This window comes from Paraburkholderia sp. SECH4 (genome assembly GCF_030511745.1).
Lineage (GTDB): Bacteria > Pseudomonadota > Gammaproteobacteria > Burkholderiales > Burkholderiaceae > Paraburkholderia > Paraburkholderia madseniana.
Genome location: NZ_JALOCP010000002.1, coordinates 376,999 through 400,494 on the forward strand (window position 1 = coordinate 376,999; position 23,496 = coordinate 400,494).

Here is a 23,496-nt window from a genome sequence, read left to right on the forward strand (position 1 = left end):
GCTTTTTCACTTCAGCTTCAGAAATCACACGTTGCGGTTACGCACATGCTCCGGCGACAGCACCGTCGGCAGCGCTTTAGGCAACGTGGCCGGCCAATCACGGCTGAAATGCAAGCCACGGCTTTCACGCCGTGAGCGAGCACCTTCGACAATCAACGACGCTACGTCGACCAGATTGCGCAATTCAAGCAAATCGCGGCTCACCTTGAAGTTCGCGTAATACTCGTGAATCTCGTCACGAAGCAAGGCAAGCCGATGCTTGGCCCGGGCGAGCCGCTTGTCCGTCCGCACGATGCCGACGTAGTTCCACATCAAACGGCGCAGTTCATCCCAGTTGTGCGCGACCACCACTTCTTCGTCCGGATCGGACACACGGCTTTCGTCCCAGTCAGGCAGCGGCGCGTGGACGGCGGCGCTGAAGCCTTCTTCCTCGATGGCTTGCGCGGCGGAGCGTCCGATCACGAGACACTCGAGCAAGGAATTGCTGGCAAGCCGGTTCGCACCGTGCAGGCCTGTGCATGACGTTTCACCGACCGCATAGAGGCCCGCGAGATCAGTCCTGCCGGCCAGGTCAGTCACGACACCGCCGCACGTGTAGTGCGCGGCGGGCACAACCGGAATCGGCTCTTTGGTGATGTCGATGCCGAATTCCAGGCAGCGGGCCAGAATCGTCGGGAAGTGCTCGCGCAGGAATTCGGGCGGCTGATGGCTGATGTCGAGATAGACGCAATCGATGCCGCGTTTCTTGATCTCGAAGTCGATCGCACGCGCGACGATGTCGCGCGGCGCGAGTTCGGCGCGTTCGTCGTGGTTCGGCATGAAGCGCGTGCCATCCGGCAGCTTCAGAATGCCGCCCTCGCCGCGCACGGCCTCTGAGATCAGGAACGACTTCGCATAAGGATGGAACAGGCAGGTGGGATGGAACTGGATGAATTCCATGTTCGACACGCGGCAGCCGGCGCGCCAGGCCATTGCGATGCCGTCGCCGGTCGCGGTGTCGGGGTTGGTGGTGTACAGATAGACCTTGCCGGCGCCGCCGGTGGCGAGCACGGTATGCGGCGCTTCGATTGTGACGGTGCGGCCGCTTTGCAGATCGAGTGCATACAAACCGTGGCAGCGACGCCCCGGCAGACCGAGACGGTCGGACGTGATCAGGTCGATCGCGTAGTGGTCCTCGAGCAGGGTGATGTTCGGATGGCGGCGTACGCGTTCGCTGAGCGTGGTGACCACTGCATGGCCCGTTGCATCCGCAGCATGAATGATCCGGCGATGGCTGTGGCCGCCTTCGCGTGTCAGATGGAAGCCAAGTTCGGCGGCGTCGTCTTTGGTGAACGGCACGCCTTGCTCGATTAGCCATTCGATCGCAGCGCGCCCATGCTCGACGATAAAACGCGTCGCCGTCTCGTCGCACAGGCCGCCACCGGCGATCAGCGTGTCGCGCACGTGGTTTTCGACGCTGTCTGCCGAATCCAGAACGGCGGCGATCCCGCCTTGCGCCCAATCGCTCGCGCCTTCGGTCATCGATCGCTTGGCGACCACCGCAACCCGCCGGGTCTCCGCGAGGTTGAGCGCGACGCTCAAGCCCGCCAGACCGCTACCGACAATCGCTACATCGAATTCCATCGCCTGCATCTCCGTCTTTCGTTTTGCCGTGACGCCATGCTGTGTGCATGCCGCTAAAACGAGAAAGGATACGCGTCGCGACGAATGAGGGAAAGCTAGCCGAACGGGATAAGACTGTCCTGGCAGCGAAAGGACAGCTAAAGGGCAGCTAATCAGCGCGATATTGGGACGTTGAAAACAAAAAAGCCCCGCACGAATGCGAGGCTTTTTTGCAAATCTTTTTGCCTTCGTCAGGCAGGAGCCAAGATTTATTTAATCTTGGTTTCCTTGTAGTCAACGTGCTTACGGACGACCGGATCAAATTTCTTGATCAGCATCTTTTCCGGCATGTTGCGTTTGTTCTTCGTCGTCGTATAGAAGTGACCCGTGCCTGCGGTCGATTCCAACTTGATCTTGTCGCGTGCGCCTTTCGCCATGATTTACTCCTTAGGCTTCACCGCGTGCGCGCAGATCTGCGAGCACAGCGTCGATACCGTTCTTGTCGATCAGGCGCAGGCCGGCGTTCGAAACGCGCAGACGCACCCAACGGTTTTCGCTTTCCACCCAAATACGGCGGTTTTGCAGGTTCGGCAGGAACCGGCGCTTGGTTTTGTTGTTCGCGTGGGAAACGTTGTTGCCGCTCATCGGCGCTTTCCCAGTTACTTGGCATACGCGTGCCATGAGAGCACTCCTAATACGCTAATTCTGAGTTCGAACGCCGTGAAAGTTTCCCGAAAAGAGCCGCGCTGAGAGTTTATTGAAACTCGAGGCACGTTTCCTTTCCGGAACGCCTTGGTGGCTTCGGAACAGGGGGTTGGAAATAGGCAAACCGGAATTCTAGCAGAAAAAAAGCCGCAAAATCAAACCTTATTTGCGATGCCGAACTCGGCACGACGTTGCCGCGACCCTGGTTCGCACCGTGTCACGGCCAGCCGGCGCGGGCAAAGGAGTATGTGCGATCCGCGCCGATCACCAGATGATCGATCAATTGGACGTCGATCAGCGCAAGGGCTTCGCGCAGCGTATGCGTCAGCCGGCAGTCGCTCGCGCTCGGCTGGACGGCGCCGGAAGGGTGATTATGCGCGACGATCAGGCTGGCCGCATTCAGGCTCAACGCCCGCCGCACGATTTCGCGCGGATAGACGGCCATGCGCGTGAGTGTGCCCCGGGCGCTCTCCTCGCAGCGGATCAGCCGGTGGCGGGCGTCGAGAAAGAGCGACACGAAGACTTCGTGGGGACTTCCGCCGATGCGCAGGCGCAGATAGTCTTGCACGGCTTCGGGCGAGTTCATCAGCGAGCGGTCACGCATTTTATCGACCAGCGAACGCCGCGCCATTTCCATGATGGCAATCAACTGGGCCTTTTTCGCCGGCCCGATGCCGCGCAAGCCGTCGAAGTCCGAGTAAGTTGCGTCGAGCATGGCGCGTAGCGAGCCGAAGCGGTCGAGCAGTGTGCGCGCCACGTCGAACACGTCGTGGCCGGGCAATCCTGCGCCAAGCACCAGTACGATCATTTCGGTGTCGGACAGGACGCCCGGCCCTTCCTCGATCAGCCGCTCGCGCGGCATGTCGTTTTTGTGCCATTTGCCGCGTACAAGCGAGCGGGCAGGGTGGGCGCCGCCGTTCGCGGTGGCGTCCGCGGAGCTGACGCCGGCTGCGGCCGCGGTATGACCCGTTGTGGCGCCAGCGCGTGGCGACGCCGGGGCGGGTGCAGCGGGTGCGGCGATGGCGGGCGCGACGACGGGCGCGATGGGCTCCGGCAAGGCCGTTTCAAGTGCGGCTTCGTCTATCGTGCAGGCATAGTCGGCCATATAGATATGCATCCTCCAGTTGGGGTTTGTGGCGGCGCGCGGTGCGCGGCCGAGCCGCGATGCGCGCGACGGAGCCAAGCCGCCGCCCGCTATGTGGCTTACAATAGACGCTTTGCGCACGGCACCCCGAGGGTTTGCCACGCGCGTCAACTGCGGCGCCAACTGCGCCCGCGGCGCACGCGTGCAGCGCGCTTCGACTGAGCGAGCATTGCATGAGCATCATCGACATTTCCGAAGTGAAGCCCGGTTCACACGTCACGCTTCATTACCGGCTTTCCCTTGCCGATGGCGCCGAAGTCATCAATACGTTTACCGACAAGCCGGCCACGCTGTTGCTCGGCGCGGGTCAACTGGCGCCGCCGCTGGAAGATATTTTGCTGGGTTTGAAGGTGGGCCACCATTCGACCTTTCAGCTAACGCCGGGTCAGGCGTTCGGTCCGCGCAATCCGGAGCTGATCCAGCGGGTTTCGCTGGCCACGCTGCGCGAAAACAGCATGATCGGCGAGGATTTTTCGCCGGGTGACCTGGTCGAATTCAACGCGCCGGGTGGCGGCCGCTACGCGGGCGTCCTCAAGGAAGTTGGCGAGACGTCGGCGTTGTTCGATTTCAACCATCCGCTTGCCGGCCAGGCGCTGGCGTTTGAAGTGAAAATCATCGGGATTCTGTAAACATGAGCATCACGGATACGACTCTTGCCGAAACCGAGATCCTGCTGGCGCAGCCGCGTGGGTTCTGTGCCGGCGTCGATCGGGCCATTGAAATCGTAGAGCGGGCCATCAAGCTGCACGGCTCGCCGATTTACGTGCGCCACGAAATCGTCCATAACGCCTATGTCGTCGAGGATTTGCGCAAGAAGGGCGCAATCTTCATTGAGCAACTGGAAGAAGTGCCGGCTGGCAATACGGTCATCTTCAGCGCGCATGGCGTGTCGAAAGCGGTGCGTTCGGAGGCCGAGTCGCGTGGCCTGCGGGTGTACGACGCCACCTGTCCGCTCGTGACAAAGGTGCATATCGAAGTCGCGAAGATGCGCCAGGACGGCTTCGACATCGTGATGATCGGCCACAAGGGCCACCCTGAAGTCGAGGGCACGATGGGGCAGGCGGGCGAAGGCATGCATCTGGTGGAAGACATCAAAGACGTGCTGGCCTTGCAGTTGGCCGATCCCGAGCGGATCGCGTTCGTGACGCAAACCACCCTGTCGGTCGACGACGCAGCCGAGATCATCGGCGCCCTGAAGGCGAAATATCCCGCGATCCGCGAGCCGAAGAAGCAGGACATCTGCTACGCCACGCAAAACCGCCAGGACGCGGTCAAGTTCATGGCGCCGCAATGCGACGTCGTGATCGTGGTTGGCAGCCCGAATAGTTCGAATTCGAACCGGTTGCGCGAGCTGGCCGAAAAGCTTGGCGTGCCTTCTTATATGGTGGACTCGCCGGACCAGATCGATCCGGTGTGGGTTGAAGGCAAGCGCCGGATCGGCGTGACGGCGGGCGCCTCGGCGCCGGAAGCGCTGGCGCAAGCGGTGATCGGCCGGTTGCGTGAGCTCGGCGTGCGCAACGTGCGTGCGCTCGAAGGCATCGAGGAAAACATCGCGTTTCCGTTGCCGCGCGGGCTGGGTCTGCCTGCCTGACAATCAGCCGACGTTTCTGAAAGGAAAGCGCGCCCGAGGGCGCGCTTTTTTTACGCCCGCAAAATCGTGAGCCCGCAGAAAATAAAGTGCCAGATCAGTGTATCGAGCCGTTTTAAGTGTCCTCCCACACAAATTCCTTTGAATTGTGATTTGGCTTTTAATCAATTTTTCGATGATGTGGCCCCGTTTAAATCGTATCAAACGCGTTGCCCCGATTTTTGGCGCACTAAAATAGTGCGCGCGTCCTGATATCAATGGAAACGTAATACTTAACGCGAACCACGGTGCAATCAGGGATCGGGCCAGATCGCTGCAACACTTGATGCCATTGGGCGCAGCGATGGTGCAACTGATGCACGAAAAACAGTCGCAACCCGGTTGCGCCTTTTGCGGAATTCCTCTCTCAAAATAAGGTTGCAATGCAGGAAAACCCCACCGTTTCAACAATATTGCCCGTCGCATAATTGGAGTTACAATGCGCGCGTTCTCAAGGCCTCCGGGTCCCGAACAATAGATTTTGCAAGGCGCAGGAGACCTACTTAATGCGAGTCAAGTTTGCTTACGCCGTGTCCATCGTGACCGCGGTTGCGATGTTGACCGCGTGCGGCAAGAAGCAGGATAGCGAGGCGGGAGCAGGTGCATCGGCTGCCACGGCGGCAGCGGCACCGGCGAGTGAAACGACTGTTGTGAAAATCGGTCATGCGGCCCCACTAACGGGGGGTATTGCGCATCTTGGCAGGGACAATGAAAACGGCGCGCGTCTGGCGGTCGAGGAAATCAATAAGCAAGGCTTGACCATCGACGGTCACAAGATCCAGTTGGAACTCGACGCACAAGATGATGCCGCGGACCCGAAAACGGGTACGGCGGTCGCTGAAAAATTTGTCGACGATCATGTTGTCGCCGTGGTCGGCCACCTGAATTCAGGCGTCTCGATTCCCGCGTCGAAGATCTATAGCGATGCCGGGATCGTGCAGATCTCACCGTCGTCGACAAATCCGGGGTACACGCAGCAAGGTTTCAAGACGACTTATCGGGTGGTCGCGACCGATGCCCAGCAGGGCCCGGCGCTTGCCAACTACGCGACGAAAGTGCTCGGCGCGAAACGCATCGCGATCGTCGACGACTCGACCGTATACGGCAAGGGACTGGCCGACGAGTTCGCGAAGACAGTACAGGCGAGCGGGGCGAAGATCGTCGCGCGTGAAGCTACGAATGACAGGGCTACGGAGTTTCAGGCCGTCCTTAGAAAGATCAGGAGTGTTCAGCCGGACGTGATCATGTTCGGCGGCATGGACGCAACGGGCGGGCCGTTTACCAAACAGGCGGCGGCGCTCGGTATCAGGGCAAAAATCCTTGGCGGCGACGGTGTGTGTACCGACAAGGTGGGTGAGCTGGCGGGAACCGCCGTGCAAAACCTGGTCTGTTCGGAGGCGGGACTCGCGCTTTCGAAAATGGACAAGGGAGCGGACTTCGAAAAGAAGTACGTGGACCGCTTCCACACGCCGGTGCAGATTTACGCACCGTTCACGTATGACGCTGTGTACGTGATTGTCGATGCAATGAAGCGCGCTAATTCGATCGAGGCGCCCAAGGTGCTGGCTGCGATGCCGTCCACCGATTACAACGGGGTAATCGGCCACATCGCGTTCGACGACAAGGGTGATTTGAAAGAGGGCGCCATTACGCTTTACGACTTCAAGGACGGCAAGAAAGCGGTTCTCGACGTCGTGAAGAAGTGATGACGGGATGTAGCCTGACGGCACCGAAACCACCCAACGGTGCCGTTTTTGCATCCGCCATCGGCGAGTCCCCGACTGCATCCCAGTCGTAAGACGAACCGGATAGCGGATAACCCTTACCGGTCTTTTACATCAGTACCCGCAGTGCCGTTGAGATTGGCGTACCGCATCACCGCCCACCGGCTGATGAAGAACGCGAATCCAGTCGCACGGGCTAAGGAGCATTAAATGGATATCTTCATCCAGCAGGTCCTCAACGGGCTGGTGCTTGGCAGCGTTTACGCCATCATCGCACTGGGCTATACGATGGTTTACGGCATCTTGGGCATCATCAACTTCGCGCATGGCGATGTGTTGATGGTGGGCGCGATGGTTGCGCTCTCGGCCATAGGCGTGCTTCAGAACCACTTCCCCGGCCTCGGCAACGTGCCGACGCTCATCATCGCGTTGATCATCGCGGCAGTGGTTTGCTCGCTGGTCGGCTACACGATCGAGCGCGTGGCCTACCGGCCGTTGCGTAAAGCACCGCGTCTCGCCCCGCTGATCACCGCGATCGGCGTGTCGATCCTGCTGCAAACCCTCGCGATGATGATCTGGTCGCGCAACCCGCTGCCGTTCCCGCAGCTGTTGCCCACCGACCCGATCAACGTGATCAAGGCCACCGACACGACGCCTGGCGCCGTGATCTCGATGACCGAAATCGTGATCATGGTCGTGGCGTTCCTCGTGATGGGCGGTCTGCTGTTGCTGGTTCACAAGACCAAGCTGGGCCGCGCGATGCGTGCGATCGCTGAGAACCCGGGTGTCGCCAGCCTGATGGGCGTGAACCCGAATTTCGTGATTTCGGCGACCTTCATGATCGGCTCGGCGCTGGCCGCTCTGGCCGGCGTGATGATCGCGTCCGAATACGGCAACGCACACTTCTATATGGGCTTCATCCCGGGTCTGAAGGCCTTTACCGCGGCGGTGCTGGGCGGGATCGGCAATCTCGGCGGGGCCATGGTGGGCGGCGTGCTGCTCGGCCTGATCGAACAGTTGGGCGCCGGCTACATCGGCAACCTTACGGGCGGTGTGTTCGGCAGTAACTACCAGGACGTGTTCGCATTCATCGTGCTGATCATCGTGCTGGTGTTCCGTCCGTCGGGCCTGCTGGGCGAACGTGTTGCGGATCGAGCATAAGGAGTAGACAGACATGACATCAATTCAACCGATCGAGCCGTCCACGACGCTCATCCCTGAAAAGAACCTGACGAAGACGCTGACCGTCGGCATCATCACCGCGATCTTCGTGATCGCGGCGCCGATGATCATCGGTGCCGCTGGCGGCAACTACTGGGTCCGCGTGCTCGACTTCGCGATGCTGTACGTGATGCTGGCGCTGGGTCTCAATGTGGTGGTCGGCTTCGCCGGCCTGCTGGACTTGGGCTACATCGCGTTCTACGCGATCGGCGCGTACACCGCGGCGCTGCTGAGTTCGCCCCACCTGACCTCGCAGTTCGAGTGGATCGCGCACCTGTTCCCGGGCGGCCTGCATACGCCGATCTGGATCATCGTGCCGATTGCGATGGGGCTCGCCGCGACCTTCGGCGTCCTGCTCGGCGCGCCGACCTTGCGTCTGCGTGGCGACTACCTCGCGATCGTGACACTGGGCTTCGGGGAGATTGTGCGGATCTTCATTAACAACCTCGACCGTCCGGTCAACATCACGAACGGGCCGAAGGGGATCACCGGCATCGCTCCGGTGTCGGCAGGCGGCTTCAGCCTCGCGCAGACACACACGTTCCTCGGGTTTTCGTTCCCGTCGGTGTACATGTATTACTACCTGTTCGTGCTGTGCGCGCTGTTCGTGATCTGGACCTGTACGCGTTTGCAGCACTCGCGTATCGGCCGTGCATGGGCCGCGATCCGCGAAGACGAAATCGCCGCCAAGGCGATGGGTATCAACACCCGTAACGTGAAGCTGCTGGCCTTTGCAATGGGCGCGTCGTTCGGCGGCCTGTCGGGCGCGATGTTCGGTTCGTTCCAGGGCTTCGTGTCGCCGGAATCGTTCACGTTCTGGGAATCGGTCGTGGTGCTGGCGTGCGTGGTGCTCGGCGGTATGGGCCACATCCCTGGCGTGATTCTCGGTGCGGTGCTGCTCGCCGTGTTCCCGGAATTCCTGCGCTCGACCATGGGTCCGTTGCAGAACATGATCTTCGGCCATGAAATCGTCGATACCGAAGTGATCCGTCAGTTGCTGTACGGCCTCGCGATGGTCGTGATCATGCTGTACCGCTCGGAAGGCCTGTGGCCGTCGCCGAAGCACGAAGACAAGATTGCGAAACTGGCGAAGCGCGCTGGCAAGAAGCCGGTGCGCGCCTGAGGCCCGCAGGGAGAAATCATATGAGCGATAACGTAAACAACGGCGTCGGCAGCGATCAGATCCGCCTGTCGGTTAAGGGCGTCAACAAGCGCTTCGGCGGCCTGCAGGCACTGTCCGACGTTGGCCTGCAAATCAAGGCGGGCCAGATTTATGGCCTGATCGGCCCGAACGGTGCCGGCAAAACGACCTTCTTCAACGTGATCACGGGTCTGTACACGCCGGATTCGGGCGAGTTCAAGCTCAACGGCACGGAATACACGCCGACCGCCGTCTATCAGGTGGCGAAGGCGGGTATTGCGCGTACGTTCCAGAACATCCGTTTGTTCGGCGGCATGACCGCGCTGGAAAACGTGATGGTCGGCCGCCACGTGCGCACGAAGCATGGCCTGATCGGCGCGGTGTTCCAGACGCCGGCCGAGCGCAAGGAAGAGCGCGAGATCAAGGAACGCGCAGTCGAACTGCTGGAATACGTCGGCATTGCGCAGTATGCGGACTACACGTCGCGCAATCTGTCATACGGTCACCAGCGCCGTCTGGAAATCGCCCGCGCACTGGCAACGGATCCGAAGCTGCTCGCACTGGACGAACCGGCTGCCGGCATGAACGCAACGGAAAAGGTCGAGCTGACCAAGCTGCTCGACAAGATCCGCAGCGACGGCAAGACGATTCTGCTGATCGAGCACGACGTGAAACTGGTGATGGGTCTGTGCAACCAGATGACGGTGCTCGACTACGGCAAGGTGATTGCACAAGGTCTGCCTTCAGATGTGCAGAAGGATCCGAAGGTGATCGAAGCTTATCTGGGTGCGGGGGTCCACTAATGGCAACGGCAATGTTGAAAATCAAGGGCCTGCAGGTCAATTACGGCGGCATCCAGGCAGTCAAGGGTATCGATCTCGAAGTTGCGCAGGGCGAACTGGTCACGCTGATCGGCGCGAACGGCGCGGGCAAGACCACGACGATGAAGGCGATCACGGGTCTTAAGCCGTACTCGGCAGGCGACATCGAGTACATGGGTGAGTCGATCAAGGGCATTCCGGCGCACGAACTGCTCAAGCGCGGTCTCGCGATGGTGCCGGAAGGCCGCGGAATTTTCTCGCGCATGTCGATCGTCGAGAACATGCAGATGGGTGCGTATCTGCGCAACGATACCGACGCCATCAAGGCAGACGTCGATCGCATGTTCGGCTTTTTCCCGCGCCTGAAGGAACGGGCGACGCAATACGCGGGCACGCTCTCGGGCGGCGAACAGCAGATGCTGGCGATGGCGCGCGCGATCATCAGCAAACCGAAGTTGTTGTTGCTGGATGAGCCGTCGATGGGTCTGTCGCCGATCATGGTCGAGAAGATCTTCGAAGTGGTGCGGGCGATCTCGGCTGAAGGCATGACGGTGCTGCTGGTTGAGCAGAACGCGCGTCTCGCGTTACAGGCGGCGAACCGCGGCTACGTGATGGACTCGGGTCTGGTGACGATGTCGGGTGACGCGAAGCAGATGCTGGATGATCCGAAGGTGCGGGCGGCTTATCTGGGTGAATAAGCTGGGTGAATAAGCCGGACTAAGTTTGCCTCAGCCGTAAAAAAGGCCGCATGCGCTTCAATCGCGCATGCGGCCTTTCTCAATACAGGCGATTGCCTGCGCTTAAGCCGCCGGCGTTTCCGCCAGTTCGCCCAATCGTTTGCCGAGACTGATCACGGCATCCGCGCGATAACCGAGCGCTTCATAGAACGCGCGCACATCGGCCTTCGCGGACAGCACCTGCAAATTCAGCTTCGGGCATCCACGTTCGGTCAACGCGTTTTCGACATGTGCGACCAGCCGCGTGCCGATGCCGTGACGACGCAACGATTCATCTACCGCAAGCGAATACAGCCAGCCTCGGTGCCCGTCGTAGCCGCCCATCACCGTGCCGACGATACGCTCGCCGAACACCGCGACAAAGAACAGTTCCGGTTGCGTCGCCAGCTTGTTGGCGATCGACAGATGCGGATTGCGTTGCGGCCTTGTCACGTCCCGATACTCGGGGAACGCTTCCTGCCACAGCGCGACCACGGCATCGGTGTCGCTCGCGTCGAAGCGGCGGATCGATAGCGTTGCGCTCGTCGTCATACGCGCTTTCCTGTGTGATTACAGCGTGTCGAGAATTGAACGCAGCATCGCCATCATCTGGTCGATTTCTTCGTTCGTGACGTTCAGCGCCGGCATGAAACGCAGCAGGTTCGGACGCGCCGCGTTCAGCAGCAGGCCGTCGGGTTGCATCACGCGCGCCTTCTCGACGATCTGGTTGCCGATGTCCTTGCCGAGCAGCAGGGCGCGCAGCAGACCTTCACCGCGTTCGCCTTCGAAACCGCGTTCTTCCGACAGTTCGAGCAGCTTCGCGCGCAGATATTCGCCGCGCGCACGCACGTCTTCGAGGAAACCCGGCGCCGTCAGTTGCGAGATCACCGAGTAACCGACCGCGGTCATCAGCGGATTGCCGTTGTACGTACCGCCCTGATCGCCGGCTTCGAACACAGCAATGTCGGCCTTCGCCAGCAGCGCCGCGAGCGGCACACCGCCGCCGATGCCCTTGCCGAGCGTCATGATGTCCGGCTCGATGCCCGACAACTCGTAGGCGAATAGGGTGCCGGCACGGCCACAACCGCTTTGCACTTCGTCGACGATCAGGAGCAGGTTGTGCTTTTTAGTCAGCGCGCGCAGTTGCTGCATAAATTCGCGTGTGGCGGGAATCACGCCGCCTTCGCCCTGAATCGGTTCCAGCATCACCGCGACGGTCTTCGCATTGATCAGCTTTTCAACCGACGCGATGTCGTTCAGATCCGCTTTCGGGAAGCCCGGCACTTGCGGTGCGTAGATCGTGTCCCAGCCCGGTTTGCCACTTGCCGACATGGTAGCGAGCGTGCGGCCGTGGAAGCTGTGATCGAACGTGATGATTTCGAACGCGCCGTCCTTGAACTTCTTACCCCACTTGCGCGCGAGCTTGATTGCGCCTTCGTTCGCTTCGGCGCCGCTGTTCGCGAAGAACACCTTGTCGAAACAGCTATGCTGGGTGAGCAATCCGGCGAGCTTCGCCATCGGCTCGTTGTAGAAGGCCGGCGACGGATTCAGCAGCAGCTTCGATTGCGTGTTCAGCGCTTCGATCATGCCGTCGTTGCAATGACCGAGGCTGTTGACCGCCCAGCCCTGGATGAAGTCCAGATATCGCTTGCCGTTATTGTCGTAGAGCCACGAGCCCTTGCCGTGCGTGAAAACGATTTCGGGCCGGTTCGTGATGTACATCAGCGACTCGATCGGGTACTCATTGAAATTCATGACGGCAAGCTCCAGACAGCGGGGTGAAGGGTGAGTGAGCGGCTGGCCTCAAATGAAGCAGCGGCCGGTGAAAACAAAAAAAGCAAACAAAAAAGCCACGGCATGCCGTGGCTTTCATGATTCGAACTGCTTGCGCCTTTGTGCGGCGCGAATCCGTGACGAAGCCAGCGGCGCCCCTAAGGGAGCGGCGAGCGGCGACGTCGGAGTTCGGACTGGATGCGGTTCATGCGCGAAAGAATACGACAAGGAAAGCGCTGGTGTAAACCATGAATTTGCACAAATTCGCGTCAACGCGGATTTATGCAAGTCTGCCAGCGTGCCTGTTTCGTTTTGATGAACGGGTTGATCTGATGACGATCAACCCGTTCATCGCCTCAAACCGCGTTCGCCAGATCCGCCGCGCTCGTGAAGGAATCCGCGTAGAACTCGTCTTCCGGCAGCCCATGATGCTGGGTGAAATCGCGCTGTGCCGACTCCACCATCACCGGCGCGCCGCACGCGTACACCTGGTACGGCGACAGGTCCGGCAGGTCCTCGATCACCGCGCGATGCACGAAGCCGACGCGACCCGTCCACGCGTCGCCCGCGTCCGGTTCCGACAGCACCGGCACGAACTTGAAGTTCGGAATCTCGCGAGCCCATTGCTCGGCGATCTCGAGCAGGTACAGGTCCTTCTTGCGGCGCGCGCCCCAATAAAGCGTCATGGGCCGGTTCAGGTTTTTGAACACCGCATGTTCGACGATCGCCTTCAGCGGCGCGAAGCCCGTGCCCGAGGCCAGCAGCACGATCGGCTTGTCCGAGTCTTCACGCAGGAAGAAGGTGCCGAGCGGGGCTTCGAAGCGCAGGATGTCGCGCTCCTTTATCGTGTTGAATACGTGGTCCGTGAATGCGCCGCCCGGCATATGACGGATGTGCAATTCGATCGGGCCTTCGGTGTGCGGCGCGTTCGCCATCGAATAGCTGCGGCGTTTGCCGTCTTTCAGGATGAATTCAAGGTACTGGCCGGCCAGATATTGCAGACGCTCGTTAGCGGGCAATTGCAGCTTCAGCACGACGACGTCGTCGGCCTTGCGCTCGATCGCGTTCACGCGGCACGGCAGTTTCTTGACCTGCACGTCGCCCACGCCGGCCACTTCGCGGATATCCACTTCGAGATCGGAGCATGCCGTCGCGCAGCAGAAGAGGGCCATGCCGCGCGTCTTTTCGTCGTTCGACAAAGCCGATGACGAATGCTGACGCTGTTCGATCTGACCGCTGACCACGGTGCCTTTGCATGAGCCGCAGGCGCCGTTCTTGCAGCCGTACGGCAGGCCAATGCCCTGGCGCAAGGCCGCGATCAGGACCGGTTCGTCCTGTTCCACCTGAAACTGCCGGCCGCTTTGCCGGAGCGTGACGTTAAATGCCATAGAGTGTTCGAAATCGAAAAGTCGGTAATCGTTATCGGACCCGCTGTACAACTGTGCGGTACCTGCCGCGCTTGACGGCTACAATTCGTCCACCATGAAAGCGACACGAAATTTACGCCGGCCGCGCGTGTTGATTGTTGGCTGCGGTGATGTCGGCATGCGCTGCGTGCCCCTGTTGCGGCCACGCACACATGTCTTCGCGCTCACCAGCCACACTGAACGCAGCGCCGAATTGCGCGCCGCCGGCGTCACGCCGCTGGTCGGCGACCTCGACGCACGGCGCAGCCTGAAACGGCTCGCCGGCCTCGCGCCGACGGTGCTGCATCTCGCGCCACCGCAAAAGACCGGCGATGACGACCGCCGCACCCGGGCCTTGCTCGCTACGCTGAGCGCGCGCCGTGATCGGGCGATGCGTGCCGCGCGCGGCACGGTGGCGCCGGTCGGGCGGCTGCGCCGCGGGTTGCGCAACATGAGTGCCTCATGGGCGGAATCTGAAGCAGCCAATATTGTACCCGACAGGGTGCGCTGGACCGCCGCGCCGCACGTGCCTGTGAGGCTGGTGTACGCGAGCACGACAGGCGTCTACGGCGATTGCGGCGGCGCGTGGATCGACGAGACGCGCGCGTCGCAGCCGGCCAATGCGCGTGCCAAACGCCGCGTGTCGGCCGAGCGGCAATTGCGGCGCGCCACCGCGCGAGGCGTGGTCGCTGCCAGCATCGCGCGGATTCCGGGCATCTATGCGAGCAACCGTCTGCCGCTCGCGCGGCTGGAAAAGCGCACGCCCGCCTTGGTCGACGCAGACGACGTCTACACCAACCATATCCATGCCGACGATCTGGCCGCGATCCTCGTGCGTCTCGCCACACGCGGGCGGCCGGGGCGCGTGATTCACGCGTCCGACGATACGTCGCTGAAAATGGGAGAGTACTTCGATGCAGTGGCCGATGCGTTCGGTCTCGAGCGCGCGCCTCGCGTCACGCGCGCAGAGGCGGAGCAGCAGATCGAGCCGACCTTGCTGTCCTTCATGCGCGAATCGAGGCGGCTCGTGAACCGGCGCCTCAAAGAGGAGTTGCGTGTGCGCTTGCAGTATCCAAGCGTCGAGGATTTTCTGCGCATGCGGCCCGAACGGAGCGCCACTGTGCCACATGCCGAAGCAAAAGCGCGCGGCTGAGAAAACACGCGATCAGGCGATGGGTCTCAACGCGTTCAGCCGCGAACAACAAACCGCCGGGCCGTGCATCTCCCGGCGATACTCCGCGCGCGCCGGCCTCTGCGCCAGCCGCGCGCGCCCCCGTTGGTTTACGTCAGCGCCGGCAATGCCTCCAGCAACAGGAAACACAGCATTGCGCCGATTAGCGCGCCGATCAGGTTCGGATGATATTTATGCCGCAGCCGCATCATGACCAGCAGTCCGCCAATCAGAACCAGGCCGAGGCACACGAAAGCGATCATCACATACGAAATCGCGATGGTGTCGTGGATGACCATGGCGCCCCTCCTTGAACTCTTTGTAGTCTTTGTTTAAACGAGTATAGGGCGAGTTGTAAGCAAGAGCATGCTGCGATGCAGCGTGCAATCAGGTGTCCGCCGGGGCTTGTGTGCGGGGGCGCACACCATTCTCCTGACGCATCAAGGCTCTAAAGGGGACCTACCTGTTTACCCGCTCCGTAAAGATCCGAGGTCGGTTTCATCGAGCCATTGCCACGCGCCTTCCGCGAGCGTCGCGGGCAATGCGAGTCCGCCGATCCGCTCGCGATGCAGCGCTTCGCAACGGTTGCCCGCAGCCGCGATCATCCGCTTGACCTGGTGATATTTGCCTTCCATCACGGTGAGGGCCAGCGCGTGCTCACCGCGCGCCTCTACGTCGACGGCGATGATCGGCTTGGGCTCGCCGTGCAGCAAGACGCCGTCGCGCAAGGCACGCAACTGGGCATCGTCGATGGGATGGCGAGTAGTCGCAATGTATAGCTTCGGCACTTTGCGTTTGGGCGACGTGAACATGTGCACGAACTTGCCGTCGTCGGAGAGCAGCAGGAGGCCGGTCGTGTCCTGATCGAGGCGGCCCACGCACTGCACGCCGCGTTCGGCGAACTGCGGCGGCAGCAGGCTGAACACGCTCAGATGATGCTGCGGATCGCGTGAACATTCATAGCCGGCAGGTTTGTTCAGCAACAGATAGGCGTGCTCGCGATACGGCCAGACGACCCCGTCCACGCTGAAGCAGAACGTGCTGTCATCGGTTGGGAAATCGGCGTCGGCATCGGCGCAGACTGAGCCGCCTATGCTCACGCGGCCGTCGCCGATCAGTGCCCGGCATTGGCGGCGCGAGCCGAAACCTTGTGTGAAGAGGATGCTTTCGAGATTCATGGCGAGCGAAGAATAACACCGCAAGAAGCGGAGCGCCGCGCTGCGCCATAGCGACCACGATGGTCTCCCACATCCCGTCGCAGGAGTTCATCGATGCACGCCGCTTCCTCTTCGTCGTCTTCATCCGCGATTCGCTTGCCGGCCGCATTCCAGCGGCTCGCATGGTCGAATCTGGTCGCGCAATCGGCTGAGCAGATCAGCCTTGCCGCCGCGCCGCTCGTCGCCGTGTTCGCGCTTGGCGCCGGCGCACGCGAGACCGGTCTGCTGCAAACCGCACAGACGTTGCCGTTCCTGTTGTTGTCGATTCCGCTCGGCGTATGGGCCGACCGCCGCTCGCGCCGCACGTTGATGACGCTCGCCGAAAGCGTGCGCGTGATCGCGATGTTGTGCGTGCTGTTGCTCCTGATGACGCATGCGCTGAGCTTGCCGCTGCTCGCCGCGCTCGGCTTCATTGCCGCGACCGGTACGGTTGCATATAACGTTGCGGCGCCTTCGCTGGTGCCCTCGATTGTGCCGCGCGAGGCGTACGCCCAGGCCAACGGCCGGCTCGAACTGGCGCGTAGCGTCGCGTATTCGGCGGGACCGGCGCTCGGCGGACTGCTGGTCGGCTGGGTCGGCGCGGGATGGGCGTATGGCTGCGCGGCCGGGCTATCGGCGCTGGCCGTCGCATTGCTCGCGGGGCTGCGCGAACCGCCGCGAGCGGCTGCTCCCCAGCGTCACTTCCTGCTGGAACTGCGTGACGGTACGCGCTTCGTGCTGCGCGACGCGCTACTGCGTCCGATGCTGGCCACCGCGATCTTCTTCAACCTCGGTTTTTTCGTGCTGCAGGCGGTATATGTGCCGTATGCCGTGCATCGGTTGGGCTTGAGCGCTTCGATGGTCGGCGTGACGCTCGGCGCGTACGGCGTCGGCATGGTGTGCGGCGCGCTCGCCGCACCGGCCATTGCGCGGCGTCTCGCGTTCGGCCGTGTGCTGATCATCGGACCGTCGTGCGGTTTGCTTGCTTCGCTCGTGATGGTGGCGACGATCGTCACGCCGTCGTTCTGGCTCGCGATGCTGAGCTTCTTCCTGCTCGGCGCCGGACCGATTCTGTGGGTGGTCGGCTCGACCACGCTGCGTCAGGCGATCACGCCTGAACGGATGATGGGCCGCGTCTCGGCGCTCAACAGCACCGCGACCTATGGCGCGCGGCCGTTGGGCGCGTTGCTTGGCGCGGCGATCAGCGCGCGCTGGGGGATGGACGCGTGTCTGGTTGCGGCTGCGGCGGCCTTCTTCGTGCAGGCGCTGATCATCGTCATGTCGCCGGCGGCGCGGCTCGCGCACATTCCGGCGGGCGCAGCAGTCGCGCAATGAAAACTGGTTTTCATCGGATGGCCGCGTTGCATGCCGACGTGCCTGTGGGCGTCCGTGAAAACCCTCGAAAATGAAAATGAATTTTTTTCAGCGAGATTTCTATGTAAATATACTTTCATGCATTTTGCTTACATCCCGAAGGAAGTCCTCTTTGAGGACAGTTACCAGGCCGCCTTGCTCGCATGATCCATCACTCGTCCGTCGCTTCGAACCCCGCCGAGCAGGCCATCGCCGCGCGCATCGCCGCGGCGATGCCAACTCTCACGCCGATCCATCGGCGCATGGGCGAATACGTGCTGGCGAATCTGTTCCGCGCGGCGACCATGCGGATCGACGAACTGGCGAGCGTGGTCGGTGCGTCGGTGGCGACGGCGAATCGCTTCGCCCGCGCGCTCGGCTTCGACGGTTATCCGCAGTTTCGGGAAGCGCTCGTTCGCGGTTTCGAAGCGACGCTCGCGCCGGTCGAGCGGCTGCGTAGCGCGCAGGAATCGCTTGCTTCCGGCGACGATCTGATTGACGCGTCGCTCGAACAGGCCGCTACCAATCTGCAATCCACGCGTTCCGCGATCGATAGCGCCGCCGCCGAGGCCGCCGTAGAAGCGATCATTTCCGCGCGTCGCGTCTTCGTGCTCGGCGCCGGTTCAAGTGCGTTCCTCGCGGGCCTGATGGAGCACGGCCTGATGCCGTATCACGACAACGTGCAGTCGCTCGCGTTCGTCGGCGGACCGTCGCATGCCGCGCGGCGTCTGTTCTCCTCGAATGAAGGCGATCTGGTGATCGGGATCGCGTTTCCGCGTTACGTCGAAGACACGATCGAACTCGCGCGGCGCGCGGCAAGTCGCGGGGCACGTGTGCTTGCGCTGACCGACAGCCCGCGCTCGCCGCTCGCGCAATTCGCCGATCTCTCGCTCTATATCCGCTCCGAACGGCGGCTCGCGGCCAATGCCGATTCAGCCGTGCTGGCCGTTATTGAAGCGCTGTGCGACGCGGTCGCCTACCGGGCGAAACGCTCGGTGAAGGCTGCCGCCGAAGTCACCGAATTCGTGCTGCCGTGGCTCACAGATCCGCAAGCGGCTGTCGCCAGCACTGTTGATCAACCCGCGCGCGTTTCTACCCGCACCACCCGCACTACCAAAGCCAAAAAATGAACACCAACGCAGTCATTGCCATTCACGGCGGGGCAGGCACGATCCTGCGCGCGTCGATGTCGGCCAGCGCCGAAGCCGACTATCACGCTGCCTTGCACGCTGTGCTGAGCGCCGGACAGCGCGTGCTCGCCGACGGCGGCAGCGCGCTCGATGCCGTCAGCGAAGCCGTGCGTTTGCTCGAAGACTGTCCGCTCTTCAACGCGGGCCGCGGCGCGGTCTACACAGCGGCCGGCACGCATGAACTCGACGCAGCCATCATGGATGGCAGCACGCTCGACGCCGGCGCGATCTGCTGCGTGACGCGCGTACGCAATCCGATTCTGGCGGCACGCCGCGTACTCGAACGCAGCGAACACGTGTTGTTTACGGGCGAAGGCGCCGAAGCCTTCGCGGCCGCGCAAGGGCTCGAATTCGTCGAGCCTGAGTATTTCCACACCGAAGCGCGCTATCGCCAATGGCAACTCGCACGCGGTCAACAGCGCGCAATGCTCGATCACGACGGCGCGACGCTGGCCTCCGCGCCATCGTCGAGCGACGACGATCCCACGCCGCATGAGCCGATTGATCCGAATCGCAAGTTCGGCACCGTCGGCGCGGTCGCGCTCGACCAGCATGGCCACGTGGCGGCCGCGACATCGACTGGCGGTGTCACCAACAAGCAGGTGGGCCGGGTCGGCGATACGCCGCTGATCGGTGCGGGCTGTTACGCGGACGACGCAACCTGCGCGGTCTCGACCACTGGTTCCGGCGAGATGTTCATGCGCATGGTGGCTGCCTACGACGTCGCGGCGCAGATGGCGTACCGCAACGTCTCGCTCGAAGAAGCAGCGCACGACGTGGTGATGAACCGTTTGCCGAAGATCGAAGGACGCGGCGGTCTGGTCGCCGTCGATGCACGCGGCAACGTCACGCTGCCGTTCAACACCGAGGGCATGTATCGCGGTTTCGCGCGAATCGGCGAGACGCCGGTGACGGCGATCTATCGCTGATGCGGTCTTGCTGCGTCGTCGCTTGAACTGCCGCTTGAGTTGCCGCTTAAGTTTTCGTTTGAACCACCGCTAGCCGCGTTCGAATCCAAAGGAACCATCGTGCCGACTTCATCGCACACCGCTCGTCCGCTTATCGAAACCTTGCCGCCGCAATGCGTGCTTGCGGTCGACGATCTGTCGGTCGCATTCCGCAGCGGCGACAAGACCGTCAACGCGGTGCGCAATCTCTCGCTGACGGTCGAGCGTGGCGAGACGCTGGCGATCGTCGGCGAATCGGGTTCGGGAAAATCGGTGACATCGCTCGCCCTGATGCGGCTGATCGAGCATGGCGGTGGGCGCCTTGCCGGCGGCAGCATCGCTTTCCGGCGCCGCGACGGCAGCGTGCTCGACCTCGCGAAAGCGTCGTCCGGCACGATGCGTTCGATTCGCGGCGCCGACATCGCGATGATCTTCCAGGAACCGATGACCTCGCTGAATCCGGTGTTCACGGTGGGTGATCAGATTAGCGAAGCGATTGCCTTGCATCAAGGGAAGAGCCGTTCTGCCGCGCATGCCGAAACGCTGCGTCTGCTCGAACTCGTGCGCATTCCGGAAGCGCGCCGGGTGGCCGCACGTTTTCCGCATCAGCTATCCGGCGGTATGCGCCAACGCGTGATGATCGCGATGGCGCTGTCGTGTAAGCCCGCACTGTTGATCGCCGACGAGCCGACCACGGCGCTCGACGTCACGATCCAGGCGCAGATCCTGCAATTGATTCGCGGCCTGCAAGACGAGATGAACATGGGCGTGATCTTCATCACGCACGACATGGGTGTGGTGGCCGAGGTGGCCGATCGCGTGCTGGTGATGTATCGCGGCGAGAAAGTGGAAGAGGGAGCCTCGGATACGCTGTTCGCCGCGCCGTCGCATCCTTATACGAAGGCATTGCTTGCGGCGGTCCCGCGCCTTGGCGCAATGCAGGGCACCGATCAGCCCGCCAAGTTTCCGATTCTGACCGTCGAGCAGGCGGCGCTCACCGGCACCGACGAAGCCGTTCGTCCCGCAGCCGCCGTCGCACAAGAAAACCAACCGCTGGTCCACGACAGCACGCCGCTGATTCTGCGCGTGCGCGATCTGGTCACGCGCTTTCCGGTCAAGAGCGGTGTGTTCGGGCGTTTGACGGGCCGCGTGCATGCGGTCGAGAAAGTCAGCTTCGATCTGCGCCCGGGTGAAACGCTCGCGCTGGTCGGCGAATCAGGTTGCGGTAAATCGACGACCGGCCGTTCATTGCTGCGCCTCGTCGAAAGCCAGAGCGGCTCGATCGAATTCGACGGCAAGGAAATCAGCTCGCTTACAGGCCCTGCGTTGCAAGCGCTGCGCCGAAATATCCAGTTCATTTTCCAGGACCCGTTTGCTTCGCTGAATCCGCGCTTGACGGTCGGCTTCTCGATCATGGAGCCGCTGCTTGTGCACGGCGTCGCTCAAGGCGCGGAAGCCCAGGCACGCGTTGCGTGGCTGCTCGAAAAGGTCGGCCTGCCACGCGAGGCCGCAGGCCGCTATCCGCACGAATTTTCGGGCGGACAACGGCAACGCATTGCGATTGCGCGTGCGCTGGCATTGAATCCGAAAGTCGTCATCGCCGACGAATCCGTCTCGGCGCTGGACGTCTCCGTGCAGGCGCAGATCGTCAACCTGATGCTCGATCTGCAGCGCGAACTCGGCGTTGCGTATCTGTTCATTTCGCATGACATGGCGGTGGTGGAGCGTGTCAGCCATCGCGTGGCGGTGATGTATCTCGGCCAGATCGTCGAGATCGGTCCGCGCCGCGCGGTGTTCGAAGCGCCGCAGCACCCGTACACGAAGAAGCTGATGGGGGCGGTGCCGGTCGCCGATCCGGCGCGCCGTCACGCGAAACGCATGCTCGCCGCCGATGAGATTCCAAGCCCGATCCGCGCGCTGAACGACGAACCGAGCGTGGCGCCGCTGATTGCGGTCGGACCAGACCATTTCGTGGCTCAGCATCGGGTCGGCGGGGCTTACTAGATAGACGGGATAGACGCCGCATACCCGTGCGCAGACCTGAACCGCTCGCTAAACCTGAAGCGAAACCATTTTCTCTCGCAGCACATAACCCTGTTTCAATTCGCAGCCTGGAGCCAACCTCATGAACCTGCTGGTCCCGTCTTCTCCGTTTCGTTTGCGCGCGCTGATCAGCGGCGGCGCGGTGGTGTTCGCGATGCTCGCGGGCAGTGTGGCGCACGCCGATACGACGGCCGTGATGGCCGTTGCGTCGACCTTCACGACACTCGATCCGTACGATGCTAACGACACGCTGTCGCAGGCCGTCGCCAAGTCGTTCTATCAAGGTCTGTTCGGTTTCGACAAGGACATGAAGCTGGTCAACGTGCTGGCAGACAGCTACGAAGCGAGTCCGGATGCCAAGGTCTACACGTTCAAGCTGCGTCACGGCGTGAAGTTCCAGGACGGTACCGACTTCAACGCCGCGGCAGTGAAAGCGAACTTCGACCGCGTGACCGATCCGGCGAACAAGCTCAAGCGCTACAACATGTTCAACCGTATCGAGAAGACCGAAGTGGTCGATCCGTACACGGTGAAGATCACCCTGAAGGCGCCGTTCTCGGCGTTCGTCAACGTGCTGGCGCATCCGTCGGCGGTGATGATTTCGCCTGATGCGCTGAAGAAGTACGGCAAGGACATCGCCTTCCATCCGGTCGGTACAGGTCCGTTCGAACTGGTGAAGTGGGACCCGGCCGGCGACCTGACCGTGAAGAAGTTCGCGGGCTACTGGAAGAAGGGTTACCCGAAGGTCGATGCGATCGACTGGAAACCGGTGGTCGACAACAACACGCGTGCTGCGTTGATGCGCACCGGTGAAGCGGACTTCGCGTTCCAGGTGCCGTTCGAACAGGCGGCGCAATTGCAGTCGAGCCCGAAGGTCGATCTGATTGCTTCGCCGTCGATCATCCAGCGCTATATCAGCATGAACGTCAACCAGAAGCCGTTCGACAATCCGAAGGTGCGTGAAGCGCTGAACTACGCGGTCAATAAGGATGCGTTGATCAAGGTCGCGTTTGCCGGGTACGCGACGCCGGCTGAGGGCGTGGTGCCGCAAGGCGTCGAGTACGCGACGAAGCTCGGCCCCTGGCCGTACGATCCGGCGAAGGCGCGTGAGTTGCTGAAGGACGCGGGTTATCCGAACGGTTTCGAAACGACACTGTGGTCCGCGTATAACTACTCGACCGCGCAGAAGGTGATTCAGTTCGTGCAGCAGCAACTGGCGCAAGTCGGCATCAAGGCACAGGTTGAAGCGCTCGAAGCGGGTCAACGCGTCGCCAAGGTGGAAAGCGCCCAGGATCCGGCGACCGCCCCGGTGCGGATGTACTACGCGGGCTGGTCGTCGTCGACGGGCGAAGCGGACTGGGCGATCACGCCGCTGCTCGGGTCGGTCTCGTTCCCGCCGAAGATGGTCAACACCGCGTACTACAAGAACGACACGGTCGATACCGATCTGAAGCAGGCGCTCGAAACCACCGACCGCACGCAGAAGGCCACGCTCTACACCGACGCGCAAAAACGCATCTGGGCCGACGCGCCGTGGATCTTCCTCGTCAAGGAGAAGGTTGTGTACGCGCGCAGCAAGCGTTTGTCGGGCGCCTATGTCGCGCCGGACGGTTCGTTCAACTTCGACGAGATCGCGATCAAGTGATGAGCTGACCGTTCGGCGCTGTGTGTTCTTCGCGAACGCACGGGCCGGACGGTCGCATACTGCGCTGAAAG

23 protein-coding genes are annotated in these 23,496 nt (G+C 61.9%); 14 read left to right on the forward strand and 9 right to left on the reverse strand.

Going from position 1 to position 23,496, the window contains the following annotated elements; all coding sequences use genetic code 11:
- Nucleotides 1-24: 24 nt before the first annotated feature.
- The 4 genes from nadB to radC all read right to left on the reverse strand — a co-directional run bounded on the left by nadB (nucleotide 25) and on the right by radC (nucleotide 3,424).
- On the reverse strand, nucleotides 25-1,623 hold the full coding sequence (gene nadB, locus M0D67_RS04580; RefSeq protein ID WP_154565878.1) for an L-aspartate oxidase: 1,599 nt from the start codon (nucleotides 1,621-1,623) through the stop codon (nucleotides 25-27).
- A 248-nt stretch (nucleotides 1,624-1,871) separates the two neighbouring features.
- A complete protein-coding gene (gene rpmG / locus M0D67_RS04585) occupies nucleotides 1,872-2,039 on the reverse strand; it encodes a 50S ribosomal protein L33 (protein ID WP_006050116.1) in 168 nt (55 codons plus the stop codon).
- 10 nt (nucleotides 2,040-2,049) lie between these two features.
- Nucleotides 2,050-2,283 (reverse strand): 50S ribosomal protein L28, encoded by a 234-nt coding sequence (gene rpmB, locus M0D67_RS04590; protein ID WP_007180631.1) that lies wholly within the window; start codon nucleotides 2,281-2,283, stop codon nucleotides 2,050-2,052.
- Nucleotides 2,284-2,524: 241 nt separating this feature from the next.
- Entirely contained in the window at nucleotides 2,525-3,424 is a 900-nt protein-coding gene (gene radC / locus M0D67_RS04595) for a DNA repair protein RadC (RefSeq protein WP_266237503.1), read from the reverse strand.
- Nucleotides 3,425-3,624: 200 nt separating this feature from the next.
- Between radC and M0D67_RS04600 the strand changes: the two genes are divergently transcribed.
- From M0D67_RS04600 to M0D67_RS04630, 7 genes are all read left to right on the forward strand, one after another.
- The gene (locus M0D67_RS04600; protein WP_042321518.1) at nucleotides 3,625-4,080 is read left to right on the forward strand and encodes a peptidylprolyl isomerase; all 456 of its coding nucleotides are present in this window, start codon (nucleotides 3,625-3,627) and stop codon (nucleotides 4,078-4,080) included.
- Nucleotides 4,081-4,082: 2 nt separating this feature from the next.
- Complete coding sequence (gene ispH, locus M0D67_RS04605; protein ID WP_154565879.1) at nucleotides 4,083-5,042, forward strand: 4-hydroxy-3-methylbut-2-enyl diphosphate reductase; 960 nt, start codon at nucleotides 4,083-4,085, stop codon at nucleotides 5,040-5,042.
- A gap of 542 nt (nucleotides 5,043-5,584) precedes the next feature.
- The gene (locus M0D67_RS04610) at nucleotides 5,585-6,784 is read left to right on the forward strand and encodes a branched-chain amino acid ABC transporter substrate-binding protein (RefSeq protein WP_266237507.1); all 1,200 of its coding nucleotides are present in this window, start codon (nucleotides 5,585-5,587) and stop codon (nucleotides 6,782-6,784) included.
- Between the two features lie 228 nt (nucleotides 6,785-7,012).
- Nucleotides 7,013-7,963 (forward strand): branched-chain amino acid ABC transporter permease, encoded by a 951-nt coding sequence (locus tag M0D67_RS04615; protein ID WP_266237509.1) that lies wholly within the window; start codon nucleotides 7,013-7,015, stop codon nucleotides 7,961-7,963.
- A gap of 13 nt (nucleotides 7,964-7,976) precedes the next feature.
- Entirely contained in the window at nucleotides 7,977-9,146 is a 1,170-nt protein-coding gene (locus M0D67_RS04620) for an ABC transporter ATP-binding protein (RefSeq protein ID WP_171926115.1), read from the forward strand.
- Between the two features lie 20 nt (nucleotides 9,147-9,166).
- The gene (locus M0D67_RS04625; RefSeq protein WP_266237511.1) at nucleotides 9,167-9,967 is read left to right on the forward strand and encodes an ABC transporter ATP-binding protein; all 801 of its coding nucleotides are present in this window, start codon (nucleotides 9,167-9,169) and stop codon (nucleotides 9,965-9,967) included.
- The gene (locus M0D67_RS04630; RefSeq protein WP_093638918.1) at nucleotides 9,967-10,683 is read left to right on the forward strand and encodes an ABC transporter ATP-binding protein; all 717 of its coding nucleotides are present in this window, start codon (nucleotides 9,967-9,969) and stop codon (nucleotides 10,681-10,683) included. The genes M0D67_RS04625 and M0D67_RS04630 overlap by 1 nt, the downstream gene beginning before the upstream one ends.
- 102 nt (nucleotides 10,684-10,785) lie before the next feature.
- On the opposite strand, the gene M0D67_RS04635 is transcribed toward M0D67_RS04630, so the two are convergent.
- A complete protein-coding gene (locus tag M0D67_RS04635; protein ID WP_154560825.1) occupies nucleotides 10,786-11,253 on the reverse strand; it encodes a GNAT family acetyltransferase in 468 nt (155 codons plus the stop codon).
- Between the two features lie 18 nt (nucleotides 11,254-11,271).
- Nucleotides 11,272-12,456 (reverse strand): acetylornithine transaminase, encoded by a 1,185-nt coding sequence (locus tag M0D67_RS04640; protein ID WP_154560826.1) that lies wholly within the window; start codon nucleotides 12,454-12,456, stop codon nucleotides 11,272-11,274.
- Between the two features lie 67 nt (nucleotides 12,457-12,523).
- On the opposite strand from M0D67_RS04640, the gene M0D67_RS04645 reads away from it, so the two are divergent.
- Complete coding sequence (locus M0D67_RS04645) at nucleotides 12,524-12,790, forward strand: hypothetical protein (RefSeq protein ID WP_154560827.1); 267 nt, start codon at nucleotides 12,524-12,526, stop codon at nucleotides 12,788-12,790.
- Nucleotides 12,791-12,830: 40 nt separating this feature from the next.
- On the opposite strand, the gene M0D67_RS04650 is transcribed toward M0D67_RS04645, so the two are convergent.
- On the reverse strand, nucleotides 12,831-13,862 hold the full coding sequence (locus M0D67_RS04650; protein ID WP_154560828.1) for a CDP-6-deoxy-delta-3,4-glucoseen reductase: 1,032 nt from the start codon (nucleotides 13,860-13,862) through the stop codon (nucleotides 12,831-12,833).
- A gap of 94 nt (nucleotides 13,863-13,956) precedes the next feature.
- On the opposite strand from M0D67_RS04650, the gene M0D67_RS04655 reads away from it, so the two are divergent.
- Nucleotides 13,957-15,033, forward strand: coding sequence for a sugar nucleotide-binding protein (locus M0D67_RS04655; RefSeq protein WP_266237517.1), 1,077 nt, complete (start codon nucleotides 13,957-13,959; stop codon nucleotides 15,031-15,033).
- Nucleotides 15,034-15,161: 128 nt separating this feature from the next.
- Here M0D67_RS04655 and M0D67_RS04660 read toward each other — a convergent pair whose 3' ends face one another.
- Together M0D67_RS04660 and M0D67_RS04665 are read right to left on the reverse strand one after the other, a co-directional pair.
- Complete coding sequence (locus tag M0D67_RS04660; protein ID WP_154560830.1) at nucleotides 15,162-15,350, reverse strand: hypothetical protein; 189 nt, start codon at nucleotides 15,348-15,350, stop codon at nucleotides 15,162-15,164.
- Nucleotides 15,351-15,518: 168 nt separating this feature from the next.
- Nucleotides 15,519-16,229 carry a pseudouridine synthase gene (locus tag M0D67_RS04665; RefSeq protein ID WP_266237521.1) on the reverse strand — a complete coding sequence of 237 codons (711 nt, stop codon included), beginning with the start codon at nucleotides 16,227-16,229 and terminating at the stop codon, nucleotides 15,519-15,521.
- Nucleotides 16,230-16,322: 93 nt separating this feature from the next.
- On the opposite strand from M0D67_RS04665, the gene M0D67_RS04670 reads away from it, so the two are divergent.
- The 5 genes from M0D67_RS04670 to gsiB all read left to right on the forward strand — a co-directional run bounded on the left by M0D67_RS04670 (nucleotide 16,323) and on the right by gsiB (nucleotide 23,425).
- Nucleotides 16,323-17,582: an MFS transporter gene (locus M0D67_RS04670; protein ID WP_266237524.1), complete on the forward strand. Its 1,260-nt coding sequence runs from the start codon at nucleotides 16,323-16,325 to the stop codon at nucleotides 17,580-17,582.
- A 182-nt stretch (nucleotides 17,583-17,764) separates the two neighbouring features.
- Entirely contained in the window at nucleotides 17,765-18,730 is a 966-nt protein-coding gene (locus M0D67_RS04675; RefSeq protein WP_154560833.1) for a MurR/RpiR family transcriptional regulator, read from the forward strand.
- Nucleotides 18,727-19,719, forward strand: a complete 993-nt coding sequence (locus M0D67_RS04680; RefSeq protein ID WP_154560834.1) for an isoaspartyl peptidase/L-asparaginase family protein — start codon at nucleotides 18,727-18,729, stop codon at nucleotides 19,717-19,719. Before M0D67_RS04675 ends, M0D67_RS04680 begins: the two co-directional genes overlap by 4 nt.
- A gap of 99 nt (nucleotides 19,720-19,818) precedes the next feature.
- Complete coding sequence (locus M0D67_RS04685) at nucleotides 19,819-21,741, forward strand: dipeptide ABC transporter ATP-binding protein (protein WP_266237527.1); 1,923 nt, start codon at nucleotides 19,819-19,821, stop codon at nucleotides 21,739-21,741.
- 121 nt (nucleotides 21,742-21,862) lie between these two features.
- Entirely contained in the window at nucleotides 21,863-23,425 is a 1,563-nt protein-coding gene (gsiB, locus tag M0D67_RS04690) for a glutathione ABC transporter substrate-binding protein GsiB (RefSeq protein WP_154560835.1), read from the forward strand.
- Nucleotides 23,426-23,496 lie beyond the last annotated feature (71 nt).